The sequence below is a fragment of the Phormidesmis sp. 146-20 genome, from assembly GCF_052939475.1.
Genome location: NZ_JBJPHT010000007.1, coordinates 143,969 through 168,266, shown reverse-complemented (window position 1 = coordinate 168,266; position 24,298 = coordinate 143,969). Strand labels below are relative to the sequence as shown.

General features: G+C 47.3%; 18 protein-coding genes. 11 read left to right on the top strand and 7 right to left on the bottom strand.

Features of this window, described 5'->3' with window-relative positions; translation table 11 throughout:
* The first annotated feature begins 19 nt into the window (after positions 1 to 19).
* Both ACKFKH_RS08805 and ACKFKH_RS08800 read left to right on the top strand, forming a co-directional pair.
* Positions 20 to 1,306: a glycosyltransferase gene (locus ACKFKH_RS08805; protein ID WP_446857891.1), complete on the top strand. Its 1,287-nt coding sequence runs from the start codon at positions 20 to 22 to the stop codon at positions 1,304 to 1,306.
* A 70-nt stretch (positions 1,307 to 1,376) separates the two neighbouring features.
* On the top strand, positions 1,377 to 1,721 hold the full coding sequence (locus tag ACKFKH_RS08800) for an STAS domain-containing protein (protein ID WP_446857890.1): 345 nt from the start codon (positions 1,377 to 1,379) through the stop codon (positions 1,719 to 1,721).
* Here ACKFKH_RS08800 and ACKFKH_RS08795 read toward each other — a convergent pair.
* From ACKFKH_RS08795 to ACKFKH_RS08775, 5 genes are all read right to left on the bottom strand, one after another.
* Positions 1,705 to 2,196, bottom strand: coding sequence for a hypothetical protein (locus ACKFKH_RS08795; protein WP_446857889.1), 492 nt, complete (start codon positions 2,194 to 2,196; stop codon positions 1,705 to 1,707). The two genes, ACKFKH_RS08800 and ACKFKH_RS08795, sit on opposite strands and share 17 nt — an antisense overlap.
* A 376-nt stretch (positions 2,197 to 2,572) precedes the next feature.
* Positions 2,573 to 3,982 (bottom strand): glycoside hydrolase 100 family protein, encoded by a 1,410-nt coding sequence (locus tag ACKFKH_RS08790; protein ID WP_446857888.1) that lies wholly within the window; start codon positions 3,980 to 3,982, stop codon positions 2,573 to 2,575.
* 552 nt (positions 3,983 to 4,534) lie between these two features.
* Entirely contained in the window at positions 4,535 to 5,650 is a 1,116-nt protein-coding gene (locus ACKFKH_RS08785) for a sigma-70 family RNA polymerase sigma factor (protein ID WP_446857887.1), read from the bottom strand.
* Positions 5,651 to 5,683: 33 nt separating this feature from the next.
* Entirely contained in the window at positions 5,684 to 6,577 is an 894-nt protein-coding gene (locus ACKFKH_RS08780; RefSeq protein ID WP_446857886.1) for a ferredoxin-NADP reductase, read from the bottom strand.
* A gap of 514 nt (positions 6,578 to 7,091) precedes the next feature.
* Complete coding sequence (locus ACKFKH_RS08775; protein WP_446857885.1) at positions 7,092 to 9,032, bottom strand: ATP-binding protein; 1,941 nt, start codon at positions 9,030 to 9,032, stop codon at positions 7,092 to 7,094.
* A 1,024-nt stretch (positions 9,033 to 10,056) separates the two neighbouring features.
* Between ACKFKH_RS08775 and ACKFKH_RS08770 the strand changes: the two genes are divergently transcribed.
* Both ACKFKH_RS08770 and ctaD read left to right on the top strand, forming a co-directional pair.
* Positions 10,057 to 11,091 carry a cytochrome c oxidase subunit II gene (locus ACKFKH_RS08770; protein WP_446857884.1) on the top strand — a complete coding sequence of 345 codons (1,035 nt, stop codon included), beginning with the start codon at positions 10,057 to 10,059 and terminating at the stop codon, positions 11,089 to 11,091.
* Positions 11,092 to 11,166: 75 nt separating this feature from the next.
* Entirely contained in the window at positions 11,167 to 12,957 is a 1,791-nt protein-coding gene (gene ctaD, locus ACKFKH_RS08765; protein ID WP_446857883.1) for a cytochrome c oxidase subunit I, read from the top strand.
* Positions 12,958 to 13,051: 94 nt separating this feature from the next.
* Here ctaD and ACKFKH_RS08760 read toward each other — a convergent pair whose 3' ends face one another.
* Complete coding sequence (locus ACKFKH_RS08760; RefSeq protein ID WP_446857882.1) at positions 13,052 to 13,195, bottom strand: hypothetical protein; 144 nt, start codon at positions 13,193 to 13,195, stop codon at positions 13,052 to 13,054.
* Here ACKFKH_RS08760 and ACKFKH_RS08755 point away from each other — a divergent pair.
* Positions 13,194 to 13,820, top strand: a complete 627-nt coding sequence (locus tag ACKFKH_RS08755; RefSeq protein ID WP_446857881.1) for a cytochrome c oxidase subunit 3 — start codon at positions 13,194 to 13,196, stop codon at positions 13,818 to 13,820. The two genes, ACKFKH_RS08760 and ACKFKH_RS08755, sit on opposite strands and share 2 nt — an antisense overlap.
* Positions 13,821 to 13,976: 156 nt before the next feature.
* Positions 13,977 to 14,504 carry a YqhA family protein gene (locus ACKFKH_RS08750; protein WP_446857880.1) on the top strand — a complete coding sequence of 176 codons (528 nt, stop codon included), beginning with the start codon at positions 13,977 to 13,979 and terminating at the stop codon, positions 14,502 to 14,504.
* Positions 14,505 to 14,697: 193 nt separating this feature from the next.
* On the opposite strand, the gene ACKFKH_RS08745 is transcribed toward ACKFKH_RS08750, so the two are convergent.
* Positions 14,698 to 15,090: a response regulator transcription factor gene (locus tag ACKFKH_RS08745; RefSeq protein ID WP_446857879.1), complete on the bottom strand. Its 393-nt coding sequence runs from the start codon at positions 15,088 to 15,090 to the stop codon at positions 14,698 to 14,700.
* 615 nt (positions 15,091 to 15,705) lie between these two features.
* Between ACKFKH_RS08745 and ACKFKH_RS08740 the strand changes: the two genes are divergently transcribed.
* From ACKFKH_RS08740 to ACKFKH_RS08720, 5 genes are read left to right on the top strand one after another with little or no spacing between them, the layout of a single operon-like run.
* Positions 15,706 to 16,491, top strand: coding sequence for a glycosyltransferase family 2 protein (locus tag ACKFKH_RS08740; RefSeq protein WP_446857878.1), 786 nt, complete (start codon positions 15,706 to 15,708; stop codon positions 16,489 to 16,491).
* Entirely contained in the window at positions 16,491 to 17,720 is a 1,230-nt protein-coding gene (locus tag ACKFKH_RS08735; protein WP_446857877.1) for a glycosyltransferase, read from the top strand. The genes ACKFKH_RS08740 and ACKFKH_RS08735 overlap by 1 nt, the downstream gene beginning before the upstream one ends.
* 5 nt (positions 17,721 to 17,725) lie before the next feature.
* On the top strand, positions 17,726 to 19,243 hold the full coding sequence (locus ACKFKH_RS08730) for an HlyD family secretion protein (RefSeq protein ID WP_446857876.1): 1,518 nt from the start codon (positions 17,726 to 17,728) through the stop codon (positions 19,241 to 19,243).
* Between the two features lie 13 nt (positions 19,244 to 19,256).
* Positions 19,257 to 20,636 (top strand): tetratricopeptide repeat protein, encoded by a 1,380-nt coding sequence (locus ACKFKH_RS08725; RefSeq protein WP_446857875.1) that lies wholly within the window; start codon positions 19,257 to 19,259, stop codon positions 20,634 to 20,636.
* Positions 20,637 to 20,638: 2 nt separating this feature from the next.
* Positions 20,639 to 24,061 carry a glycosyltransferase family 39 protein gene (locus tag ACKFKH_RS08720; protein WP_446857874.1) on the top strand — a complete coding sequence of 1,141 codons (3,423 nt, stop codon included), beginning with the start codon at positions 20,639 to 20,641 and terminating at the stop codon, positions 24,059 to 24,061.
* The last annotated feature ends 237 nt before the right edge of the window (positions 24,062 to 24,298 follow it).

Sequence of the window (24,298 nt, the reverse complement as noted above, 5' to 3'; positions counted from 1 at the left end):
CAGCAAATCTATGTTCACTATGAGTCAAAAGCGCCTAGCTCTCATCTCGGTTCACGGCGATCCTGCTGTTGAGATTGGCAAAGAAGAAGCAGGTGGACAAAACGTCTATGTGCGTCATGTGGGTGAGGCACTAGCTCGTCAAGGGTGGCAGGTTGATATGTTCACTCGGAAGGCAAGTCTGGAACAGCTTTCTATTGTTGAACATAGCCCAAACTGCCGAACCATTCGTCTGATCGCCGGGCCTCAAATCTTTGTCCCCAGAGACGAGATTTTTGAGTATGCACCTGCGTTTGTTCAGTCACTGCTCGACTTTCAGAGAAGATCGCATCTTCAGTACTCCCTGGTTCACACCAATTATTGGATTTCATCTTGGGTTGGGATGGAGTTGAAGCGACACCAGCCCTTAAAACAGGTGCATACCTACCACTCATTGGGCGCAATCAAGTATAAATCGGTTACGACTGCTCCATTCGTTGCTCAGACTCGATTAGGAGTAGAGAAGACTTGTCTAGAGACAGCAGACCGGATTGTGGCAACCAGTCCCCAAGAAAAAGAGCATATGCACGCGCTTGTTTCGACAAAAGGCAGTATTGACATCATTCCCTGCGGTACTGATATTCAACGGTTTGGGGCAGTCCATCGGTTAGAAGCACGGCGGAGGCTGGGAATTCCCCTTGCTGCGAAGGTGGTCTTTTATGTCGGGCGGTTTGACCCGCGCAAGGGAATTGAAACGGCAGTGCGAGCGGTGAGTCGCTCTACCCTGCGAGGCAGTGCTGACTTGAGGTTGGTGATTGGAGGGGGGAGTCGTCCGGGTGAAAGCGATGGAATCGAGCGCGATCGCATTGAGCGTCTCGTAAACGAATTGGGCATGAATGAGATGACTACTTTTGCTGGTCGCCTGGATGCGGAGTTGCCACTTTACTATGCTGCGGCGGATGTTTGTGTGGTGCCCAGTCACTACGAACCCTTTGGTTTGGTTACGATCGAAGCGATGGCTTCTGGTACGCCCGTAGTGGCGAGTGATGTGGGTGGGTTGCAGTTCACCGTGATTCCTGAAGAAACCGGATTGTTGGTGCCAGCAAAGAATGATGTCGCGTTTGCGGTGGCAATTGATCGCATTCTCACTAACCCCGACTGGCGCGATCAGCTAGGACAGACTGCTAGAGAGCGAGTCGAGATACAATTTAGTTGGGAAGGAGTGGCATCTCAACTCAGTCAACTCTATCTACAGTTACTAATGGAGCCATCAAGATCACTGGCTCAAGTCGGTTCCTATGACCGGAGTAGGGCAACGTCAATCAGTTGAGCGCTTCATAGAGTGAAAAATTTTCCGAGTGTGTTCCCTTTACTTCTATCAGCCAACTAGGAGGTGATGTATGAATTTTTTAATTAGAACGATCAGATTTCCTAAATCAGTTGACGATCGCTCTATTGCACAGTTTCGTCAGCAAGCTGACTTTGCAATTCGATCAGGAATTGGTGTTGTGTTAGTTGATTTTACAGAAGTTAAGTTTCTGAGTAGCCTCGGATTGATGGCATTGGTAACGGTATTTAAGCAGATTCAAGTAAATGATAAGAGGCTCTTTCTTTGCTCTGTGAATGAGCAGATTAGAATGTTGTTAGAGCTAACGGGAATGGATGAAGTATTTGAGATCTACGAGAGCCAAAACTCTGCCCTTACCGTAGCATCGTTCAGAGAAGACTTTAGTAAGGAATTTTAGTCGCCTGAACATCGATCGTGATGGGAGATGACGAGTAGGTTCGCGGTTGAACTGGCCCTTTTTTCTGAAACAAAGGTAATATCCTTGAATGTTGTTCAATCAGATACTCATCGAGTACTTCATCGATAATTTGTAGCTTCTCAACATTTGTATTGATGCGCTTGAGTGTTTCTGCACAAGTAAAATTTGGATGCCCCAGCATTGAGTGGCTTGCTTTAAATTCGGCGAGTCTCAAATGGATGATGCTCAAAAACTTTCCAAAGTTTGCTTGAACCATAGACTCGGTGGAGTAATTTGGAATCTTACTAGCCTCAAAGCTCTCATACTCAAGAGACTTAATCAGGAGTGCAGCGCTGTAAGCCCGATCGAGCGCTCTTTCAGGTGTACTCAAAAACCATTGTCTCGCAGCTTGCCAAGATGCCTGGCAGGTTTTATGGAGATGCCCTTTGCTCTTGACGAAAGTAGAAGTTTTCATGCAAAAGAATTTATGTTAATGGATTTTATGCTGATAGATAATGCGCTCGGTCAAGCTAGAAGTTCAAAGCAAAGTCAACTCTGCCAACCCTGGTCGTCGCACTGAATCAACCGAGCGTCAGGGAAATCGATCAAATTCTCTGTTGCCCCAGCAAAAACCTCACACCGAGTGTCCAGGTCAAGACCATTGCACCCTGATTGACTGACAAATCTTTTCAGGTAGGTTGGGTTGAACCTGGTGAAACCCAACGTTAGCAACGGTAGAAAGGCTGCTGTTGGGTTTCGCGTTGCTCAACGCCCTACGAAGAATCGAGAGGTTCAGGAGTTTTGTCAGTCAACCAGCCATTGCACCATTATTAACGGCATCTTATTGCGACTTAAAAAACAAAGTCTAGCCCTGTATTGCAGATCAAGGGTACGGGTTCTTGCTCAAAACTGATTAGTGATAGGTGGTCAACATTATCTAATAGCGTTTGTGCTGCCAGGAATCCAGCGATCGTCCAAGTTTGAAACTTTCTGGCTTCTTTACCGACTAATCGCCCTTGTCTTCCATCGTAGTATTCGGGCCACTGATCTCGCGCTAGTCGATTTTGAGCGATTGCCAGCGCTTTACAAGCGATTTCTGGTCTCCCGCATTTCTGAGCAGCAGCAGTGAGTAGCCACAGCATCACGGGCCAACTCCCTCCATTGTGGTAAGACCAAGGAGTATTTTTTGGATCACACCCTGTGATCAACCGCCAATCTTGCCCTTCAACTGCTGGAAAGCAGAGCTTCATCGGCATCTGCCCAACTAAATCGTGCCAGCGATACTCAATCATATCCAGGATGGCGTGGGATTGTTGTGGGCTTGCTAGAGACATCACGATCGCAAGCAAGTTGCCTTGAGTAAAAAAGCGAAAGTCCATTTGGGCAGGGCCTAAGTTTCCAACAAAGTAGCCGCCTTTTTCTGGCAACCACTCTACTAACCAATCTGGAATTGTGCCAGGATAAATGTTAAGCCAATTAACAACTGACTCGCCAAACTCTTCGACTCGGTAATGGTAGATTTTTTCTAATCCATCTAAATCTAGCCAGTAGTAAGTACGAATGTGATGTGCGAGATGACTGAGCCGATCGCGAATAGCCTGTAAGTAGAGTGTCCCCTTCTCATCAGGTAGCAGTAGCTCACTAGCGGCTTGCAGCGCTCCATATAGCAAACTCTGAATCTCAAGTGGGTAACCATAGACTCCCATTCGTCTGTCAATCATGAATGAGCCATCAGGAACTAGAAGCGTGGGAAACATGTCGAATCGAGGAGTTAAGCACAGGTCAAGAATCAGTCGAAGACCTTCTTGAAATTCAGGTTTGTGAGCCAGGGTTAGATCACCTGTAGCTTTCCCATAAGCGCGTAATAAGATGGGCCACCAAAAGCAAGAATCGATCGGCGCAACACGAGCGATCGCCTGTTCACCAAAATCGGCACTAATAAATTCGCTGATTCCTTTAGAGGCTACCTTAAAACTAGCAGGCATGATGCCTTGACCTGGTTTGAAGCAATTTAACTGCTTTTCATGACTTTGAAGCTCTAGAGTCAGCGTGAGAAAATTGCGAACAATTTCAACTTCGCCCTGCATCAAAAAGACTAAAGCAGAAACGACAAAATCACGAGTAAAACACTGGTCATAATTGAGTGTACTCATTCCTGGATCACAGGCGGCGACTGTTCCAACAGGGGTCTTCTGATAGTAAACAATTGAAGCTTGCAGAGCTTCGCGTGCTTCGTCTATTGCTGTTTGAATCGGTTTCATTGTGTATCACTGGATGTTAACAAGGGGAGCATCCCAATTGTGTCGCACAGTCTTTCTGCCCTCACCCTCTCCCCCAGGAGAAGAAACAAGAGATCTGACTCCCTTCTCCCTGGGGAGAAGGGCTGGGGATGAGGGCAATCCGAGATTCTAATTGGGATGCTCTCGTTAACAGGTGGCTAGATGGATAATTGTGCAACTTGTTGGTCACTGTTTAACGTCAGTTCGATGAGAGGGACTCGCTTCGTTTGAATCGGCTTCAGCCCCCTAAATCCCCCAAATTGGGGGACTTTGACCAAGAAAAAATTCCAGAGTTCAAAGAAATTATGCTGATTCAAAGTCCCTCAGAATGGGGGATTTAGGGGGCGAAGCGCTCAATAACGAAGCGAAAAAACTCCATCGAATTCACGTCTGTTTAAGAGAGTTTCTACTAGCGGGAGTGAGAGGAGAAAGTTGTCTTTGACAAGCCTCGTGAGAAGTGAGAGAGGAAAGAAGCACTTTGATCAATGTAATCTGCAACAATCCTCCCTCGCTTTTAGACAGAATATGACGCTTTTAGAGTCCTCTCAGTAAGCTCTGAAGACGCTTTGCGGTTTGAGGGCGGTGAAGTTTTTGGATCGCTTTGGTTTGAAGCTGAAGCACACGGTCTTCTGACAGGTTATATAGACTGCTCACTTTATCTAGTGGGGACGGTTCACTTTGAAAAAGGCCATAGAGAGAAAAGACGATATCCCGTTCGCGGCTAGATAGCACTTCATCCAGGATATTTCGCACCTCTTGATGGATAAGAGTCTCGGCAGTTTGTTCTTCAAGTAGCTGAGAGGTATCTTCTAACAGGTCTACTAGCTCAGTTTTTTCTTCTTCACCAACGGTATGGTTGAGAGAAATAGCACGGCGGCGCACCCGTTGTAGCGCAACTAACTGACGTGGAGAAACTTCTAAAATTTTGGCTAGTTCGCTCTCTGTAGGGCTACGCCCTGATGTTTTGTGAAAGTCACAGATGATTTGTTTAAGCTTGTTGAGCTTGGTCACCGTCTGGTAGGGCAATCGAACAGTGTGGCAATTGTGAGCGATCGCCTGATTGATGCACTGATGTACCCATCCATACGCATAGGTTGAGAATTTATAGCCTCGCTCTGGATCAAACTTCTCAACAGCACGGTTTAGTCCCAATACGCCTTCTTGAATTAAATCTGGGAGAAGCTCTTTGTGATTGGGATACTTGTGAGCGATCGAGACCACCAATCGCAGGTTTGAGCAAATCATTTTGCGCTTGGCAATGCGCCCTTGTTTGCAGCGTTGCTCTAATTCAGATGTTTCAATTGCCAGCCTTGCCGCAAGCTCAGAGGGTTTAGGAATTCGACCCAGTTCTTGAGTGAGACCATTGCGCTGTTCTTCAGCAGATATTAGAAACCTGACTTGTCGAGCGAGTTCAATTTCCTCAGTTGCTGTGAGCAGAGGGTAGCGAGACATGACCTGCAAAAAAGCAGGCACTGAGTCTGCTAGGGGACTGATGTAATGCTCAGAGGGTGATGGTGAGTCTTTGTCAGGAGCAAGGTTGTCTTGTGGGGGTGTCTGGCGATCGATACTTTTTGTACGTCTGAGACGTGTTGTTGCTTGCCGGGCAGATTTCATGGTTGCGATCGGGTCTAATGTCTTTAAACTCTTCATAATTCAGTACTTAAAGCAATCAGTTGCGGAGTGTTAGTAAGTTTCTACATGCCATCTTCCAGCTTTCTTCAATTGCTTTTGGTACTCAGCCCAATCGACTCCATCCTCAAGCGCAGCCTGACTCAAAGCTTCATTAATTCCCCCTTCCATGCCTTTCAGCCCACAAATATAGACATAGGTGCTTTCTCGCTGAAGAAGATGCCAAAGCGTTGTTGAATAGTTAGCAATGAGATCTTGGATGTACATCTTGCCACCTCTACTGTTCCTCTGCTCACGGCTAATTGCATACTGGATGGTGAGTCTTGTTCCATCTAAGTCTCGCAGATACTCCAGTTCGTTTCTGTACAGAATATTGGCAGTTGTGGGAATCCCAAAGAACAGCATGGCATCACCATTGAACATATAGTCCGCATGGTATTCATCAAACATTCGCCACAGGAAGGCTCGGAAAGGGGCAATCCCTGTTCCAGTTGCCATCATAATGACGGTTGCATTTGGGTCATCAGGCAGTAGAAAACTATTACCCACTGGGCCCACAATCTGTACGTCATCACCTGGTTGCATGTTGCAGAGGTGGCTGGAGCAAGTCCCGTAGATGATTTCGCCTGTTTCTGGATGGGGGTATTCTAGAAGTCTGACACAAAGCGAAACGGTCTGATCGTCCCCGTGATCTCCATGCCGAGTGGAGGCGATCGAGTAAAGCCGCAGTTTATGAGGTTTGCCTTTACTATTGGTTCCGGGTGGAATAATACCAATGCTTTGTCCTTCTACATAGCGGAAGTTTTTATCAGGCAGTCTGAGAATGATATGGCGGACATCTCCAATAGCGCCTGGATGAACAAGTTTTTCGTTGAGCAAACATTGACCGATCAGAGGGTGATCTGGACGATACAGGTTAACGGGAATGCTGGCTGTAGTCTGTGTCATGATTTTTCTCACTTGCAGTGCTTGAAAAAAGTTTGGTGGACACCCGATGACTCTTATAACTGCTAACTAAGCGGCTAGTTATCAATGTCGCAATTTCCACTCTATAGTTGACCCTAAGCCCAGGGTGCATTGTTGCAGAGTGCCTGGTAGATCGCCGCTTCCAGTAAAATTAAAATAGATACTGATTAGACTCACTGCTATAGCTTAAGTAGATAAGAGTGACAAACCTGGGACAATCTAATCTCAAGCTGAAAAGAAGTAAAATTTTACTAGCTAGACAACCTTTGTCTATAGATAGGACAGCTTGACAGCTTTAGAGTCCATCAAACTTTGTGGGGAGTATCCCAATTGTGTAGCCCAGTCTTTCTGCCCTCACCCTCACCCGCTCCTCCAGGAGGGGAAACAAGAGATCTGACTCCCTTCTCCCTGGACAGACGGGCTGGCAAAGTCGCCCCACTTCGTGAGGAGGGCAATCCGAGATTTTGCACAATTGGAATGCTCCCACTTTGTGTCTCTACGTTGACTGAGGCTGCTGTAGGGGAATTTGAATCGAAAACTCGGTGCCTTGTCCGATCGCCGATCGACAAGATAGCTTTCCGCCGTGTTTTTCTACGACAATCTGGTAGCTGATTGAGAGACCCAATCCGGTGCCTTGGCCTACAGATTTGGTGGTGAAGAAGGGGTCAAACAGCTTGGAACGGACAGTTTCACTCATCCCTTTACCATCGTCAGCAATGCGGACTGTTGCCCAGTGATTGCTAGTAACCTCCGTGTAAATCCGAATTGTATTAGGGTTGGCTTTGATCTCCTCAAACGTGCGCTCCTGGTTAGATTCTTCTAAAGCATCGATCGCGTTACTCAGAATGTTCATAAACACCTGGTTGAGTGGCCCTGCATAGCAGTTTACTAAAGGCAATTGTCCATACGCCTTAATCACTCGGATTTCTGGACGCTGTGAGTTAGCTTTCAAACGATTGTTTAGAATGACGAGTGTGCTATCGATGCCTTCATGAAGATTGACAGCCTTAATTTCGGCTTCATCTAGGCGAGAGAAATTCCGTAGAGACAGCACAATTTCACGGATACGATTGGTGCCCAGATACATTGATTGGACAACCTTCGTGAGATCTTCTACCAGAAAATCGACCTCGATCGCGGCAATCTCGGCTTGAAGTTGGGGTGATGGATTGGGGCAGTCTTGTTGATAAAGCTGTAACAGTCTGAGCAGGTCTTGAGCATACTCCTCAACATAGCTGAGGTTGCCATGAATAAAATTAACCGGGTTATTAATTTCGTGGGCTACCCCTGCGACCATTTGCCCAATGCTGGACATTTTTTCACTCTGAATCAGACTCATTTGAGTGCGTTCCAGTTCTTTTAACGTTTGCTCAAGTGAGCTATTTTTCTCGCTGAGTTCATGCGTTCTAGTTTCAACCTGCTGCTCTAGCGTGTGACTATAGACTTCTAATTGTTCATTCGCTTCGATTTGGGCTTGTAGCAGGTACTTTACTTTCCAGATCAGTTGGTTGAGTGCTGTCGTTAATTCGCCTACTTCATCCTGGCTGGTGACAGGTGCTTGCAGATCAAAATTTTCGGTCTGGATAACCTGCTGGGCAACGTTAGCAGTCATTTGAATCGGATGAGCGATCGCTCGGCTGGTGGAGATAGCGCAGAAAATGGCGATCGCGATCGAGAATAGTAGGCTAATTGTAATGATCTGGGTTCGCAATTCCAGAGCAGCCTCTATAGATTCGTTTGCTTCCTCATGCTCCTCAAGCGCAACTTTCAGCAGATTATCCACCCGCTTTGAGAATTCATCAAACTCAAAGACTAACGAATCGTTATTCGTCTCGATTAACTGAGTCTGAGCCGCCTTTCTCTTCTCTGGTGGCAAGTTCTGTGGATTTAGCTGCTGAAGCTGTTTTTCGACTTGCTGTAAGCGCAGATCCAAACCCTCGTAGGACTGACTCAACTGGTCAAGTGCCTCTTGCTCGATCGCGGATTCTTCAACTTCGGGATTGAGATATCCTTGAGACGATTTAAACTCTGCCCATACCTGACGGGAGGATGCTAGATGAGTCAAAAAATCGGCATACTCTATTTGCCACAGGATCGGCTTTTCCATCAACAGGACGAGTTGTTTTTGGTGAAGATGGGCTTCTAAGACATCACCCTCCATCCGATAGAGCAGACTGATCTCCTCCGTGGCATCTTCTTCCGCTTCATAGGCCTCCCGCTGATAATAATCTGCAACTAAAAATCCGGCCGTGATTCCCACAACGGCAACTCCCAGTGCCAGACCATACCCACCACTAATCTTTTGGCCCACCTTCAAGCGACTAAACCATCGGCCCCACCCCTTTTTTACAGAAGACTGTATGTCAGGAAACTCCCCTACCGTTTGGTGAATTGGCTGAGGGGGTTGATTCGTTGGAGTTCCTTGAGATTGAGGCATGGAATCGTCTAAAGATGAAGAGTTAGAGCAGGCACGAGGTCACTATCTATCAGAATACCCCTGAGACCTCTAATAATCTCTCTTCAACTGTAATTAGGTAAAGGGTTGTCGATCGACCAATCTCTCTATTTTGCGCCTGGCTCTTTTTGTCCCAAGTTTATCACCCTCTAAAGTCTAAGCTTGCTGAAATACAGAGCGGTTGTTGATCCTGCCGATTTCCGATTTGAGGTTCTTGCTGTAAGAACTCACTTTTTGCAAGTTGAATAGGCAACAACTTTACTGTATTTGAACCTGTCCAAAACGATATTCTCAAAGCCTTGGGGTGCAGAACCGATAGACAACCTTCTCCCAGCTAGAAATAAGTGGGGCAGAGCCGTGTGGAGAGAGTAGATCGTTTGCCTGCTAATCATAAGGAGACTTTGATGATTTATAACCACAACCCTTCTCAAGTGTCCAAAACTGTTTACTTCAGAGTAAACGTCAACGGGAATATGCAGCTTCTTCCAATGGAAGTGAATACTCAAGGCTTGCTTAGATACATCGGAAAATATGAATGCGATCGCTCAATTGTTGATTCACAGATTTCTAAGCATCTTGAATAGCTGGGATGTTTGTGATGACTCGAAGCAATCTTCAGCAGTATGAAGTGGAGCCAAGGCTCGTGAAGGGGTTTTCCCTTAATTTTGATTCTCATAGACGCTTAGATATCGCTCTACCTCGGCGACCTTTAGCAAAATTGGTGAGCGATCGATCGTTCCAATGATTTACCTTTTTGAAATTGGAGAAATCACTATGTTGACTGACCTGACAATCAATTCTTGGACAGCAATCATCTTGGGACTCAGTGTGATCTTGTGCCCGACTCTGTGCTGGATTCAAGCTGCCAGAGTTCGCAATCTTTATCGCTAGTTTCATCCAGGTATTAGGGTGTGTTTTGACTGCAAGATTCACCCTAATATTCAAAGCTTTCTATCTTAATGATCCGCTCCAACTTGTTCGTTTTGCAGGGAGTTCTGCGTAAGCCGTGAAAATTCCAAGTAGTATTTTAACGCTAGTAGCGGGTATCCTTCTCGCCTGGGTGAGTCTATGGGTCGGTCAGCACCACGGTTTGTTACCCATTGCCGCTTCTAAGGAAGCCTTCTTAGTCGATGGATTGTTTAATACGATGATGACGATTTCGGTCGGGTTATTCATCATTGTGCAAGGGGCGATCGTGTTTGCTGCGATTCAATTTCGGCAGCGTCAAGGAGATGACACCGATGCTCTACCCATCCACGGCAACATTCCCCTCGAAATTTTTTGGACTGCTATTCCTGCGATCGTTGTTTTGGGACTAGCCGTTTACAGTTTTGACGTTTACACCCAGATCGGGGGGCGCGACCCAATGGATCACAGTGCCCAGGCTCACAGTAGGTCGGCGATCGCTCAAGTGTCTGGATCAGCCATAGCCGCCCCTTTACCGTCTAATGCGTCCTCAAATGCGTTTGTAGAGACTGTTGTAAAGACTGTTGCAGAGACCACAGTTCCTTCAGAGTCTCGTACAGGAGTAATCCAACCTGCTTCAGCCTTGACGGTGAATGTAGCAGCCATGCAATTTGCCTGGATTTTTAGTTACCCAGACAGTGGGGTGATGGCTGGAGAACTGCATGTTCCATTGGGTCGTGAAGTGCGGGTCAATCTCTCAGCCAATGATGTGATTCATGCCTTTTGGGTGCCTGAGTTTCGTCTGAAACAAGATGCAGTCCCAGGTCGAGAATCTGTGTTGAGCTTTACGCCGACCTCTGCGGGAACTTACCCTTTGATTTGTGCAGAACTTTGTGGTGCTTATCATGGAGCCATGAAATCGCAGGTCATTGTAGAAACACCCGCAGAATTTGATCATTGGATTCAGACGCAGATTGCCAGTGGAGCAGCAGACCCTGAGACCGCGATCGCTCAAAACCCAGCAGAGATGACTCCCTCAGAGTTTCTGGCTCCCTATGCTCAAGAAATCGGAATTACTCCTGAGACGTTAGAACAACTACACCACACTCATGATGCAGGTCAAAATTTGGCATAATGTCGATTTTTACTTCCTGAGAACCGACTTCTGCGAAAGGTCATCCAACTCGACCAGCACAAGGATTAATTTTGTATGACACAAGCGCAGCTTCAAGAAACGACCAATTTTGTGACCCCTATCCCTGACGAAGAGCCAAAGGGGACACACTGGCGAGAATACTTCGGATTTAGTACAGATCATAAAGTGATCGGCATTCAGTACCTGGTGACAACGTTTGTTTTTTACCTGGTTGGGGGAGCGCTGGCGACAATGGTTCGCACAGAATTAGCAACTCCAGAAGTCGATTTTGTGAGCCGCGAAGTTTACAACAGCTTATTCACAGTTCATGCAACGGTGATGATCTTTTTGTGGATTGTCCCCGCTGGGACAGGTGGCTTTGGAAACTATCTGGTGCCTTTGATGATTGGGGCACGAGACATGGCATTTCCTCGCTTAAATGCGCTGGCATTTTGGATGATTCCACCCGCAGGGTTGTTGCTGTTAAGTAGCTTCTTTGTGGGCGCTCCTGGTGCAGGCTGGACTTCTTATCCACCATTAAGCACAACGGGCGACAAAGCAGGTGAGGCAATTTGGATTCTCAGCGTCCTACTGCTTGGCACGTCCTCTATCTTGGCCGCCCTAAATTTCATCGTCACCATCTTTAAGATGCGTGCCCCTGGGATGGGATTTAACCAGATGCCATTGTTCTGTTGGGCAATGCTATCAACATCCGCTCTGGCGCTGATTGCAACCCCTGTATTAGCGGGTGCGTTGATCTTACTGGCGTTTGATTTGCTAATAGGAACTTCCTTCTTTAATCCCACAGGCGGTGGAGATCCGATCGTCTATCAACACTTGTTCTGGTTTTACTCGCATCCGGCAGTTTATATTATGATTTTGCCCTTTTTTGGGGCGATTTCAGAGATTTTGCCCGTTCATGCTCGTAAACCCATCTTTGGCTACAAAGCGATCGCTTACTCCAGTCTTGCAATTAGCTTTCTAGGCTTGATTGTTTGGGCACACCATATGTTTACCAGCGGCACGCCGCCCTGGTTGCGAATGTTTTTCATGATCACGACGATGATCATCGCTGTGCCCACGGGCATCAAGATCTTTAGCTGGGTCGCCACGATTTGGGGTGGTAAGCTGCGATTAAATAGCGCCATGCTGTTTGCGTTGGGATTTATCTCAATGTTTGTGATTGGTGGTATTAGCGGGGTTATGGTTGCTGCTGTTCCCTTTGACATTCACGTTCACGATACTTACTTTATCGTGGCTCACCTCCATTACGTATTGTTTGGTGGTAGCGTGTTTGGGATTTATGCCGCCATTTACCACTGGTTTCCCAAAATGACAGGGCGAATGCTCAATGAAACACTGGGTAAAATTCACTTTGTGCTGATGTTGATCGGGTTTAATGTCACCTTCTTTCCAATGCACAAGCTAGGACTAGAAGGCATGAATCGACGGGTTGCAGAATATGATCCAAAGTTTGCAGCGATCAACTTGATTTGTAGCATCGGTGCTTACTTGCTGGCAGTTTCGACCCTTCCCTTCGTTGTGAATGTTATTTGGAGTCTCATTTCAGGCCCCAAAGCTGGAAATAATCCCTGGCGAGGCCTGACGCTAGAATGGATGACAACTTCGCCGCCGCCAGTAGAAAACTTTCTCATTGATCCCGTTTTGGTCACAGGCTTCTATGACTATGGCGGTGTGCCCGATCATGGGACAGGAAGCAATCATCAGAAAGATGGCTTTGTAGATGTGTTGTTCTCTGATCCCGCAGGTTCTTCGATATCAGATAGTCCTGATGATCTAGCTGTTCAGTCTGCTCGATCGCTGACTCATCCTGACAGCCACGAAGAAATCCTTAGCCAGGAATAAGTAAATCATCCTTCAAAGTGTATGGGTTAATTAGCAATGACAGCGTTGCTGAATCATGGGACGAATTGCCCTAAAGTGAAGGGAAACCCAATGTTCAAAGTTCCCCAATTTTGGGGGATTTAGGGGGCGGAAAGATTGGCACTTCCCACGCATTCATCCCTCCAATCAGCAACGCCCAATGGACTAGCGGCCCATACACCGTGACTCGACAATCTTTTAAAACCGAACCAACACTCATGCAAAGCTCAACAACCAATCTAGCTGAGACCGCCAACCACGATTATCTGACGGCCGAAACGACGATCGCTCCCCATTCTGAGCATCATGACTACCGCATCTTCGGGCTGTTTATATTCCTACTTGCCGAAGGCATGATCTTCTTGGGCTTGTTTACTGCCTACTTAACCTTTCGATCGGTTACCCCCGTCTGGCCCCCCGCAGGCACACCAGAGCTAGAGTTGTGGCTACCCGGAGTCAACACCATTATTCTGATTGCCAGCAGTTTTGTGATTCACAAAGCGGATGTTGCCATCAAAAAAAATGACGTTGCAGGCCTACAAACCTGGTTTTTAGCAACTGCGGCGATGGGAGCAATCTTTCTGGTCGGTCAAGCCTATGAGTACTTTCATTTAGAGTTTGGTTTGACGACAAACTTGTTTGCCAGTACGTTTTACGTTCTAACGGGCTTTCATGGGCTGCACGTCGCATTTGGGCTGGTTTTGATGGGAGCAGTGTGGTGGCGATCGCGTAAAGAAGGACATTACACCAGTGATCATCATTTTGGGGTAGAAGCCGCAGAGCTTTATTGGCACTTTGTGGATGTCGTGTGGATTCTTCTATTCTTTTTGCTGTACCTTCTCTAACAAACATCAGGTCATTCTAGCGTTGGCGTTTCAGCAGCCTAGAACTAGTAAATCGCTAGAGATTCCTCTAGATTGCCAAGATTGCAACAACTACAAGTGATGTAGCCATTTGTAATTTGTGTGAAGAAAAAACTGTTGTAGAATACATTCACCAACATGCTCAATCGAATTATCAACAGCAGTCGAATATCGATTTTAGTTGCTGTACTGTGTTCATTTGCAATCTCAATCACACTTCTGCTCTATGGCGCAGTTCAAACTTTTGTTACGATCGGTCTTGCTCTAAAAATAGGGCATTCCAGTAGTGAGGCAAAGACGATAATTCTATCGTTTATCGAAATTATCGATTTGTTTTTACTAGCAACTGTTTTTCACATCACGGCACTTGGACTCTATTTACTGTTTATTGACGAACGCCTTAAAGTGCCTCCCTGGTTAGAAATTCACAACCTAGATGATCTCAAAGGCAAACTTGTGAGCGTCGTAGTGGTGATCTTAAGTGTTTTGTTTCTAGGGCGAGCCGTGAAGTGGGAAGGTGGAACAGATATTCTAGCCTTCGGAGTTAGCATTGCCTTGGTGAGTACAGCGTTGACGTATTTTCTGGGCCTTCATCACAAAAAGCCTAAAGCAGAAAGTAATCTTTCGGAGGAGTACGAGCGCTATAAGGCCCGCCACCTGGACTAAGGTTGCCCTACCCAAACTCTCTCACCAGAGCTAGTCACGACAATTCACACAAATCTAATCTTCAACCTGCTGGTAGCGGTACTCAAAAAGTCGCTATCAGCTTTTTTCATGCTTAAATCCCCCAATTCTGGGGACTCTGACTTTGAAAGATCTCGGAGTTGAGGCAGACGATAAAGTTTTCCTAACAAATCTCTTAAGCTCTAACAGACAAGTTTTGACAGGCAAGTGAAGGCTTCTCAAGTAGAGTGCGGATAGAAGCCAACAACTCTCTGAGCTTATAAGGTTTAACCAGGTAGCCGTCAGCACCCGCATCTAGCCCTGCTCTCCAATCTTGGAGGGTATCTCGCGCTGTTAGCATCAAAATCGGCATACAGTAGCCATGAGAGCGTAGCCGCCGACAGAGACTAATCCCATCTTCTTTGGGCAAAAATACATCCAGTAGAAGTAAGTCATAATCAGAAGCTACCACTGACTCCCAGCCGGCCTGACCATCTAGCGCAATGTCGATCGCATAATTCTCGCCAGCAAGAGCCTCTGCCAACAGTTCAGTAATACACTGATCATCCTCAACCAGTAAAAGTTTCATAACAAGTCATAAAAGTAGATGCGAAACTTGAGCTTTTAACAAGACCGTAAGACAGCCGATACTATCGATTTGCATTCGCTTCGATTAGTGATTGAGACCCCGACTCCTGCTTTGGAGAGAATTCTAGAGACTAAAGGCTTTGCTAGAAGATTTTAATCTGGTAGATCCTTAATCAATTACGGATTAAGCTTTCTGCAGAAGATTGGTAAAAACCCCCTCGTTGCTGCTTTGAGTACGGACATTTTAGAACTGCTATCGGTTGCAACCCTTGATTGCAGCAGACTCAGTTAGTTCTTGATGTCAGATAGTCTACACCAGTTAAATGTAATTGCCCATACCATTTCAAAAAATATTTCCCCACCTTTTTGTTAATAAATAAATCATATCAGCAGATGTACCTGTTTCCAATTCAACTTTCTTCGTCCCTAGTTTGTCACCCTCGTAACAGTTATCTTAGGTGAATTCCGATGCTTTGACGGTCACCCTAAAGAGTGAATTGAAGTGGCAAGCAAAGCAAAGGTAAATGGGAATCTACCAGAGTGATGATTGATCAGCCCGTCCGATCAATACCCAGGGACGGAGCCTCTTTCCTGAGAAATTCAGGCGGTCTAAACTATGACATTACTAGTAGAAAATCCTGCGTTTTTTTCGCCTTTACCTCCGCTTAAAAGCAAGTCTGTTACGGTTGTCATTCCTGCCTTCAATGAAGAGGGCAACCTGGAACCGCTACTGCTCTTGATCGATCAAGCTTTCAAAGCGCTTGGCTTCACGTTGCCAGTCCTGGTCATTGACGATGGCAGCACCGATGACAGTCCGAATGTTCTGGCGCTTTTGAGTCAGCAATACCCCTTTTTGAACGTGATTCGTCATCCTCACAGGCGGAGTGTGACAGGTGTGTTGAAGACAGCCCTCGCGCATACTACTACAGATTGGATCTTCTGGGGACAAGCCGATCTCGAATCTGATCCTCAAACAGATCTCCCATTGCTGTTAGAAGCCTGTGTGCCTGGAGTGGATGCTGTAGCGGGCTGGCGACAACACCGAAATGATGGCAAGACCCGTGCATCTAGTCTGGCAAACGCTACCTGTCGTCGCATATTTGGCTTAGGCATTCACGATATGAACTGGATCAAGTTGGTGCGGCGAGATGTATTGGCAACTTTGCCATTAGAACTTGTCACCCATCGCTATACATTGGCAGTCATGGCAGGTTGGGGTTGTCGCGTAGTCGAAGTGCCGACACCCTGGCATCCGCGCCATTCTGGAAAGAGTAAATTTGGTCGCGGACGGTTGATTTCATCGGCGATCGATTTCTTTAAGGTCTGGTGTTGGTTTCAATCGGAAGGTCGTGTACTCACACCGATGAAACTGGAGCGGCTTGGATGGCTGGCGAAACAATAATGACCAGTCTTCGAGACAAACACATCTTAGTGATGACATCGGTTTATCCGCTCACGTCTGATGGTCATCATGGGGCCTTTGTGCGGGAAGCAAATCTGCGTCTGCAACCCACTGGAGCTAAATTCATAGTGTTTGCCCCTGCCTACGAGGGTAGTTCATCCTATTGGCTGGATGGAATACAGGTTTATCGTTTCCGCTATTGCATCAAACAGTTTGAGAACCTAGTACGGGATGGCGCTCCGACTAAGCTGCAACAGCAACCGCTCTACTTATTGGTTGCTGCGCTATACATCCTACTAGGAACCTGGCAAGTGTTTTGGATGTGCCGTCGAGAAAAACCAGATTTGCTGCAAGTCCATTGGGCATTTCCCCACGGGTTGATGGCGTTCCCTGCCAGTAAACTTTTGGGCATTCCGATGGTGTTCTGCTTTCACGGCGGCGAACTGCTGTTGGCGAACAAGTTTGGCTTCGTGGCAACAATTCTGCGTTGGCTCCTGCCGATGACTAAAGGAGTGACTGCCAATTCTTCGTTTACTCAAGGGTTAGTTCGCAAACTTTATGACGGGCAAGTGACGATCGTGCCCTACGGTCTGACGATCTCAGCCAAAGCTCCGAAAGCCCGATCGCCCGAAGAACCTCCCAGACTCTTGTTTGTCGGTCGATTAGACGAGCGCAAAGGACTGCGATATTTGCTGGAAGCACTCCCGATCGTACTCGCAAAACAATCGGTTCGGTTGCGAATTGTCGGCAAGGGCATTCTGGAACTAGAGATTCGCACTCAATGCAAAGACTTGCGTTTGGAAGGCGTTGTAGACTTTCTAGGGTTCGTCACGAAAGAAGAACTGGCGAATGAGTATGCAACTTGTGATGTCTTTGTGTTGCCTGCGATCGTCGATAGTAAAGGTGACACCGAAGGTTTGGGAATTGTCCTGATTGAGGCGTTAGCTCACGAAAAGCCCGTAATTGCCAGTGCAGTTGGCGGCATCGTGGATGTGATTTGCTCCGGTAAAACGGGTTTGCTCATTCCTGAAAAAGACTCGGTGGCGCTGGCTCAAGCGATTCTCACTGTTTTAGAAGATCCCGTGTCGGCTCAAGAATTAGGACGCGCTGGTTTGAACGATGTGCAAACTCGGTTTAGCTGGTCGCGCATTGTTCCCCTGTGGCAATCCCTGTTTAGTACCGCGTTAACGAATGCTTCTGATTCTGATAGTTCTGTTACCTGCGATTGAGAATGATGCAATCCCAACTTTCCTCCCGTCTAGTTTTGAGTGCTTTAGTTGTCGTGCCTGCGGGCGTTATGGGCGCGCTCACTGTCACCGTACTGTTGCCGACTCTGCAAAATCCAGAGTCTAAATTTTACGGTTCCCGCTTGGGGTATCCAGCGCTGCAACGCATCAAGGGCGACCCGATTAAAGTACAAACTGCATCGGTAGGGCTAAAAAGCGTAGAGGAAAGCGTCGCAGCACCGGGGGAATCAGCAGCACTGCAAGCCGTCAACATTCGTCCGCTACTATCATCACCTGTTGAGAAGGTGTATGTGGTCGAAGGACAACAGGTGCGTCGAGGTCAACCACTCCTTCGGCTACAAAAGGCTCCCTTTGTGGCTCAGGTCGATCGTGCCCGCAACAATCTGGCCAATGCTGAACAAAACCTGCGTTCTCTACAAGTTTCTGCACCAGAAAGAATGCTGGAGCGAGAAGGGAGCATTATGGCAGCCCAAGCCAGACTTAGCGCGGCTGGAACGAAACTGAGCCAGATTGATTCTCTAGCAGAACGAGAACTCAAGAACAATGTTGAAGCGGCTCAGGTCAGATTGAAGACGGCTGAAAGAAAATTGCAACAGCTTGAACCTTTGGCGAAGCAGGGAGCTATCTCTAAGTTTCAGTTGTATGACATGCAAGACATCTATGCCACGCGCAAAAAAGAATTGCTGTCGGCACAACAAGGCGTAGTGAACACAGAAACGCAGCGATTTAACAATCGAGACTTTGTGATTACTCGCCAACGCGATCTGGCTGATGCTCAAGTAGCGAGACGGCTTGACCAAACCACGATCGAGCAAGAAATAACTGCGGCTCGTCTAACGCTGCAAAACAGTAAGATCGCTCTCCAGGAGGCAATCAGAGACTTGAGCAACACAGTGATTTATGCTAGCAGTGATGGGTTAGTGAGTCAGGTCAATATCCATGCTGGTGAATTAGCGGATATGCGCGATCGTGACCCCTTGATCAAGCTAGAGGAAGGCGTTGTGTTCAAAGCATTTGTTGATCAGGCGCGATTGAATGCTATCAAAATGGGTGATGTGGCCACCGTTCGCCTAGTTGCCTATCCTGGACGCACTTACAAAGGGCGCGTGATCCGGCTCAATCGCACTGTTGAAACACAAGCTGGAAAACCCAACAAGGTTAGTGTCGATCGACAATACACCTATTCTGTGTGGGTGGCTGTTGACAATCTCCAGATGCCTTCTGGTTTGCAGGGGTATGTGCAGTTCGATCGGGGTAAGGCAGGGTTGTTTATTCCAGAAAAGGCGGTGACTCACTTATCAGGTGGGGGAGGCATGGTTATGGTGCCTGAGTCAGGTCAAGCTGTGGTTAAGAAAGTGAAGCTAGGGAGATTAGCGGGCAATCAACGAGAAGTCTTAGCAGGTTTATTGCCGGGAGACGAGGTGATTCTCTTGCCGAGAGCCTTAAACCCTGGCGATCGATTGGAAGTGCAGCCAATGCCAGCAAAACCGTCTCAAATTAATTAACAGTTAATTAACAATGCAAATTTTGCTCCAACAACTAAACTGGTTTAACCGAGAGCGGATCACTTTGCTCGTCGGTTCGTTTGCGTTAGTTCTAGGAGCGATCGAGCCTTGGTATAATTTGCCGCCCCATGCGCTAGAAGCATTCGGAATTAATCTTTCTGTCATCAATGCAGGTAAAGTTCTCGCTGCATTATTTGCGCTAATCGGATTTGCGTTTGTTTTCCGGCTCAGAATCGATCGTGCGCCGCGTTTATTTTTCTGGAGCGGTATCATTGCAGTTTTACTCGTTCCGTATCTTGTTACTACTTTCTCTCCCACGGTGACTCTAGTGGCGAAAGCTTACTATGAACAGGGACAACAGATTAACAAGCACGTCGAAGTTAATTTTTCTCAGGTGCAATCGCAGTGGAAACAAAACATTTCACTGGAGCAGTCGAGTCCCATCACATCGACGTTTTTCTCCATTGAAGATAGTCGATTTTTTCAACTGTCCTTATGGGATGAAATTTGGACAAGAGGCTTGGGCTATAGCAATCACTTTTTTGGTTTTATTGGTCAAGGCTGGGTGTTTACAACGATCGGGCTGGCGATCGGGTTAATGGCTTTCTACCTGGGACTGGCTGATGAAACGCTCGATCGCTTTCTATTTGATATGGGCAAAGTGCTGCCCTGGGTGGGTCTAGTCGCTGGCATCATTGCTTTCTCTCTGCTCGTGCCCAACCTGATCAATCATCAACTCGACACAATGTTTGCCAAAGGCGAATATCACCCCGTTGTTACGATCAGCCGAACATTAGCCGCCTCGTATCCACCCTTGCAAGGTGATGAAGAATTTCTTCAGCGTAGGGCAGCAGCCGGATTTTATGATGGCGAACCTGATCTGGCTCTGATCAACGTTGCCAAAGGGCTAGAACGCTATCATCTGAGAGACTATCTCAAAGCAGAAGATTATTTTCAGCGCGCCTTAGCGATCGCACCCGACCAATTTTTTGCCAGACAGTACCTTGCAACGGCGATCGTCAACCAGGGCGTAAACTACTTCAACGAGGGTGAAAACCGCAAGCCTGGAGCGGCGATCGATCGCTTTGAAGCCGCATTGAAGATCTTTCCAGGACACCTCGAAGCAATGTATGACTTGATGTTAGCCAGAGTCGTCAATGGTGAATTTGACCAGTCATCACGGGTGGCGCGACAGTTGATCCAAGATCTCAGCCATTTTCACAAGCCCAGTTTTGCGTTACTGGGTCAAGCCTATTTGCACTCGTCTTGGGCGAGCTATCACAACGGCGATTTAAAGCAAGCGTGGAAACAATATCGCCAATCGATCGACAACACCGCCTGGGATAAACCGATCAATGAAGAAGCCTTGCACCCCTTTGATGAAGGGGGTTAGTCATGAAACATAGCGATCGTTGGCTTTCGTTAGCACTCATTGTGATTCTGGGTTGCTTACTGGGGATGTTGAGCTTTGTGCTTTGGGATAAACCGCCTGCTCCCGTTGATCGGGTCGCTTGGGCGGCTGAGACACAGTGGATTGGTTCCCAGGAGCCGGGTTATTCGTTTTATGCCCGTCGCAGCTTTGACTTAGCAGAAGATGCTCAGGCTGGCTGGCTAAAGCTGAGTGCAGATAATGATTTTGTTCTGTATGTGAATGGTAAAGACATTGCTAAAGAAGTCAGCACCGTTAATAACTCTCTCGGATTTGCGAGTAAGTTGAGTGAACCGTTTCAGAATGTCAACGACAGCGTTAATTACCGTAGCAATGGTGGAGCTTTCTACGCGCTGAGTAATACTCGCGATTGGAAATTAACAACCTATATTGATCTCACGAATTATCTGCATCCCGGCAGCAATACGATCGCGTTAGCCATTCAAAAGAACCGCCAAAATCCGCGTGTGGTCGTTGAGGGAGCCGTCTATCCGACACAAGGAAGCGACCCGATCAACCTCAGCACCGGAGCGACTCTCTGGAAAATCTCTACCTTGGCAGAAAATCATCATGGACTGCGGTGGTTTGATCCAGAGTTTCCCGATCAGAACTGGGCAGCAGCGAAAGCGATCGCACCCGTTCAAGCACCGACCTATAGTCGGCTGAGTCGTCATTTGTTCGATCGCTTTCTAGCAGGAAATTGGATCACTGGTCGGGAAAGTACACGAGGAGAGGTGTGGCTGAGAGGCAATTGGCAGACTCCCCAAGTGCGGCAGCGTGCCTTTGTAAGGGTCGCGGGAGATGGTGAGTATGCCCTGTTGCTCAATGGTCGGCTGATGAATCGATTTGGGGCGAATGATGGCAACGAGTTACACCTCTATGAAGTGACAAACCTCCTAAAGTCGGGTGTTAACACACTGGCAGTACGGTTGGCTCGTCCTCTCGATCCAGACTGGTCTACCAAACGCAATGGCGCGCTCACCCCAAACGGTGCATTAGGATTTTTTCTAGACGGTTGGGTTGAGACCGATCGAGGAGAAATCACAGCGACGATCGCTACCGATAATACCTGGACTGCCTTACCCCAGCCTGTATCGGGTTGGGCGGAGGGTTTAGGTCAAGGTCAGCCTGCCACAGTGCTAGAATCGCCCGTCCCACAGGCTTTTAAACGTACCTTTGAAGGCGATGCTTATCTGCTCGACTATCCCAGTTTTCTTTGGCATCAAAGTCTCTGGCAACTAGGAGCAACAGGGATTGTCGCGATCGCTGCCTGGGGTCTCGGTCGATTTTGGTTGGGTCGTCTTAGCGGGTGGGATAGCATCACCGCAGGGACAGGACTGCTGTTACCCGGAACCTTGTTTCTGATCGGCATTGGGTTACTCAAACATCGATATGCTGAGTCAGAACGAGGGCTACTCTTCGCTCAGTCTCAAAGTCCTACGCTCGTCTTTCTGGGATTTGTGGGAATTGGGGTCTTGATGCTGCTGTGGAGCCAGATGAGACGACGGCAAAACCCGCAAAGTGGTTTAGTTGAATTAAGTGCTGCCCGCTCTGCGAAGGCGTTTCCTGCAACGTCTCTACAGATTTCTTTATTGCAAAATCCGCATCGATCGGGTCTAGAAATCTGTCCTTCCTGGACGCTGTGGTTTTTATTCGGTGTGATTCTGTTTGTGGGCTGGAGTCTGACAGGTGGAATGGCGGTATCGTGGGCTTCGGGAGCCATCTTAGCTTACCTCGGCGTTAGTGTTGCAATGATTCGGTTGCCGATGGGTGGGCGATCTTCACTAAACCTTGAACGATCGGGCATTGTAAACAGATTTCAAACGCTATTCAGAACACACTCTAACTGGAATCAGTGGGGGTGGTTGAGTGTGATTGTCATCATTGGATTTGTACTTAGGGTTTATCAGATTGGGTTTGAATCGCTAGACACCGATGAGAGTATTTCCTTTGATGCGATTCGCGGAATTCTTCGCACAGGTGCTCCTGAAGCTACATCTGGCATTTGGTATACCCGTTCCCCTTTCTATCACTACATGGTGGCGCTCTGGCTGCAACTGGTAGGAAGTTCTGCCGTTAATGTTCGCTTGCTATCTGCGCTTTGGGGAACTGCGACGCTCGTGGTTGCCTTTGTTCTCGCTCGCCAGATCACTGGAAAAGTTTGGGTGGCTCTCGTGGTGACGGCGCTATTAGCGATCGACCCCTGGGAGCTTTGGTATTCCCGATTTATTCGGTTTTACCAGGTGTTGCAATGTATGAGCCTAGTAGCATTTTGGTCGTTTTACAAAGGATTCATTGAACGCGAAGGGAAACGCTATCAATATATATTTTTTATTGCTGTGACATTGACATTGCTCAGTCAAGAAGTCACCATTACGCTATTACCTTGCTTTCTAATTGGATTTCTGTTCTTTTATCGACCATTTCGTTGGTCAACCGACTGGACGATCCTGGTAGGCAGCGCAACGGTGATGTCAATTTATGTCTACAACATCATCTTCTTTTCGATCAAATGTTTAACGCCCTGGATTGCGTTATCTTCTGGCACAGAATCTTATTTAAAGCCGCATTTGCGAGACATTGCTGGTTTTCTTTCTTGCCTGTTTGTCGGCCCCAGCCGCATGTATACAATTTATAGTCTTTTCTTTCTCTTAGGGTTTGCCTACTTTCTAAAGCGTCGGGATGGAAAGTTAATTTTCTTCTTTAGCCTAACGCTACTCTATGTCTTGAGTGTGACGATTTTGCTCTATCAGATCACTCCCCGATATACCTTCCCGGTTTATCCCTTGTTGATCACACTAGCAGTTCACAGTGCGGTTTGCTTACTAGAAAGCTTGGGGCGAAGATTTGAGAGCATCTTAAAAGGGTTACTGCCATTGAGACAGATTGCGATCGCCTGCGTTGCCCTGATTCTAATTAGCAATATTGAACCTGGTCGGGTGCTAGCCAGCTATCACGATTCACTGATTAGACGAAACATTGAGGTGTTTGAATATGTTCACGATCGCCGACAGCCAGGGGATGTCGTGATTTCTCCAACCCCATCGGGAGCCGCGATCGTGCTAGGCGGATTAGATTACTTTTTTCCATCCGTTTTACCTGTAGATGCTCTCTATTTTCGCGATGGACGGATGATCGATCGCGTCAGTCGTAGTGTGATTATCAGCAATTTAGATCAGGTGAGTCACATTCTAGAGCAGGCTAAACGGGTGTGGATTCACCTTGATGATGCAAAAGACAATGCTTTTACGCCCGAAGTTTCTCAATATTTGGAAACGATCGGTCAACCTGTTATGGAAACCTTTGGGGCGAGGCTGCGATTGTGGCAGCGCGAGGATGGAGTACTGCCGCGAGTTCAGAATCAGGGTAGAGATTTGGGTGCTTACTAATTCAACGTCAGTTCGACGAGTTTTTTCGCTTCGTTCTCAGCGGCTTCTGCCCCCTAAATCCCCCATTCTGAGGGACTTTGAACTGGAGTTTTTGGCTTGAAGTCCCCCAATTTTCGGGGATTTAGGGGGCTTCCCGAATTCACAACCCCTTGCGGGTATCTCGAAGAGCGCGGAGCAAACCACTTCTGTCGAACTGACGTTAATTCAGAACTGAAGGCTTAAAATCTGAGAATATTC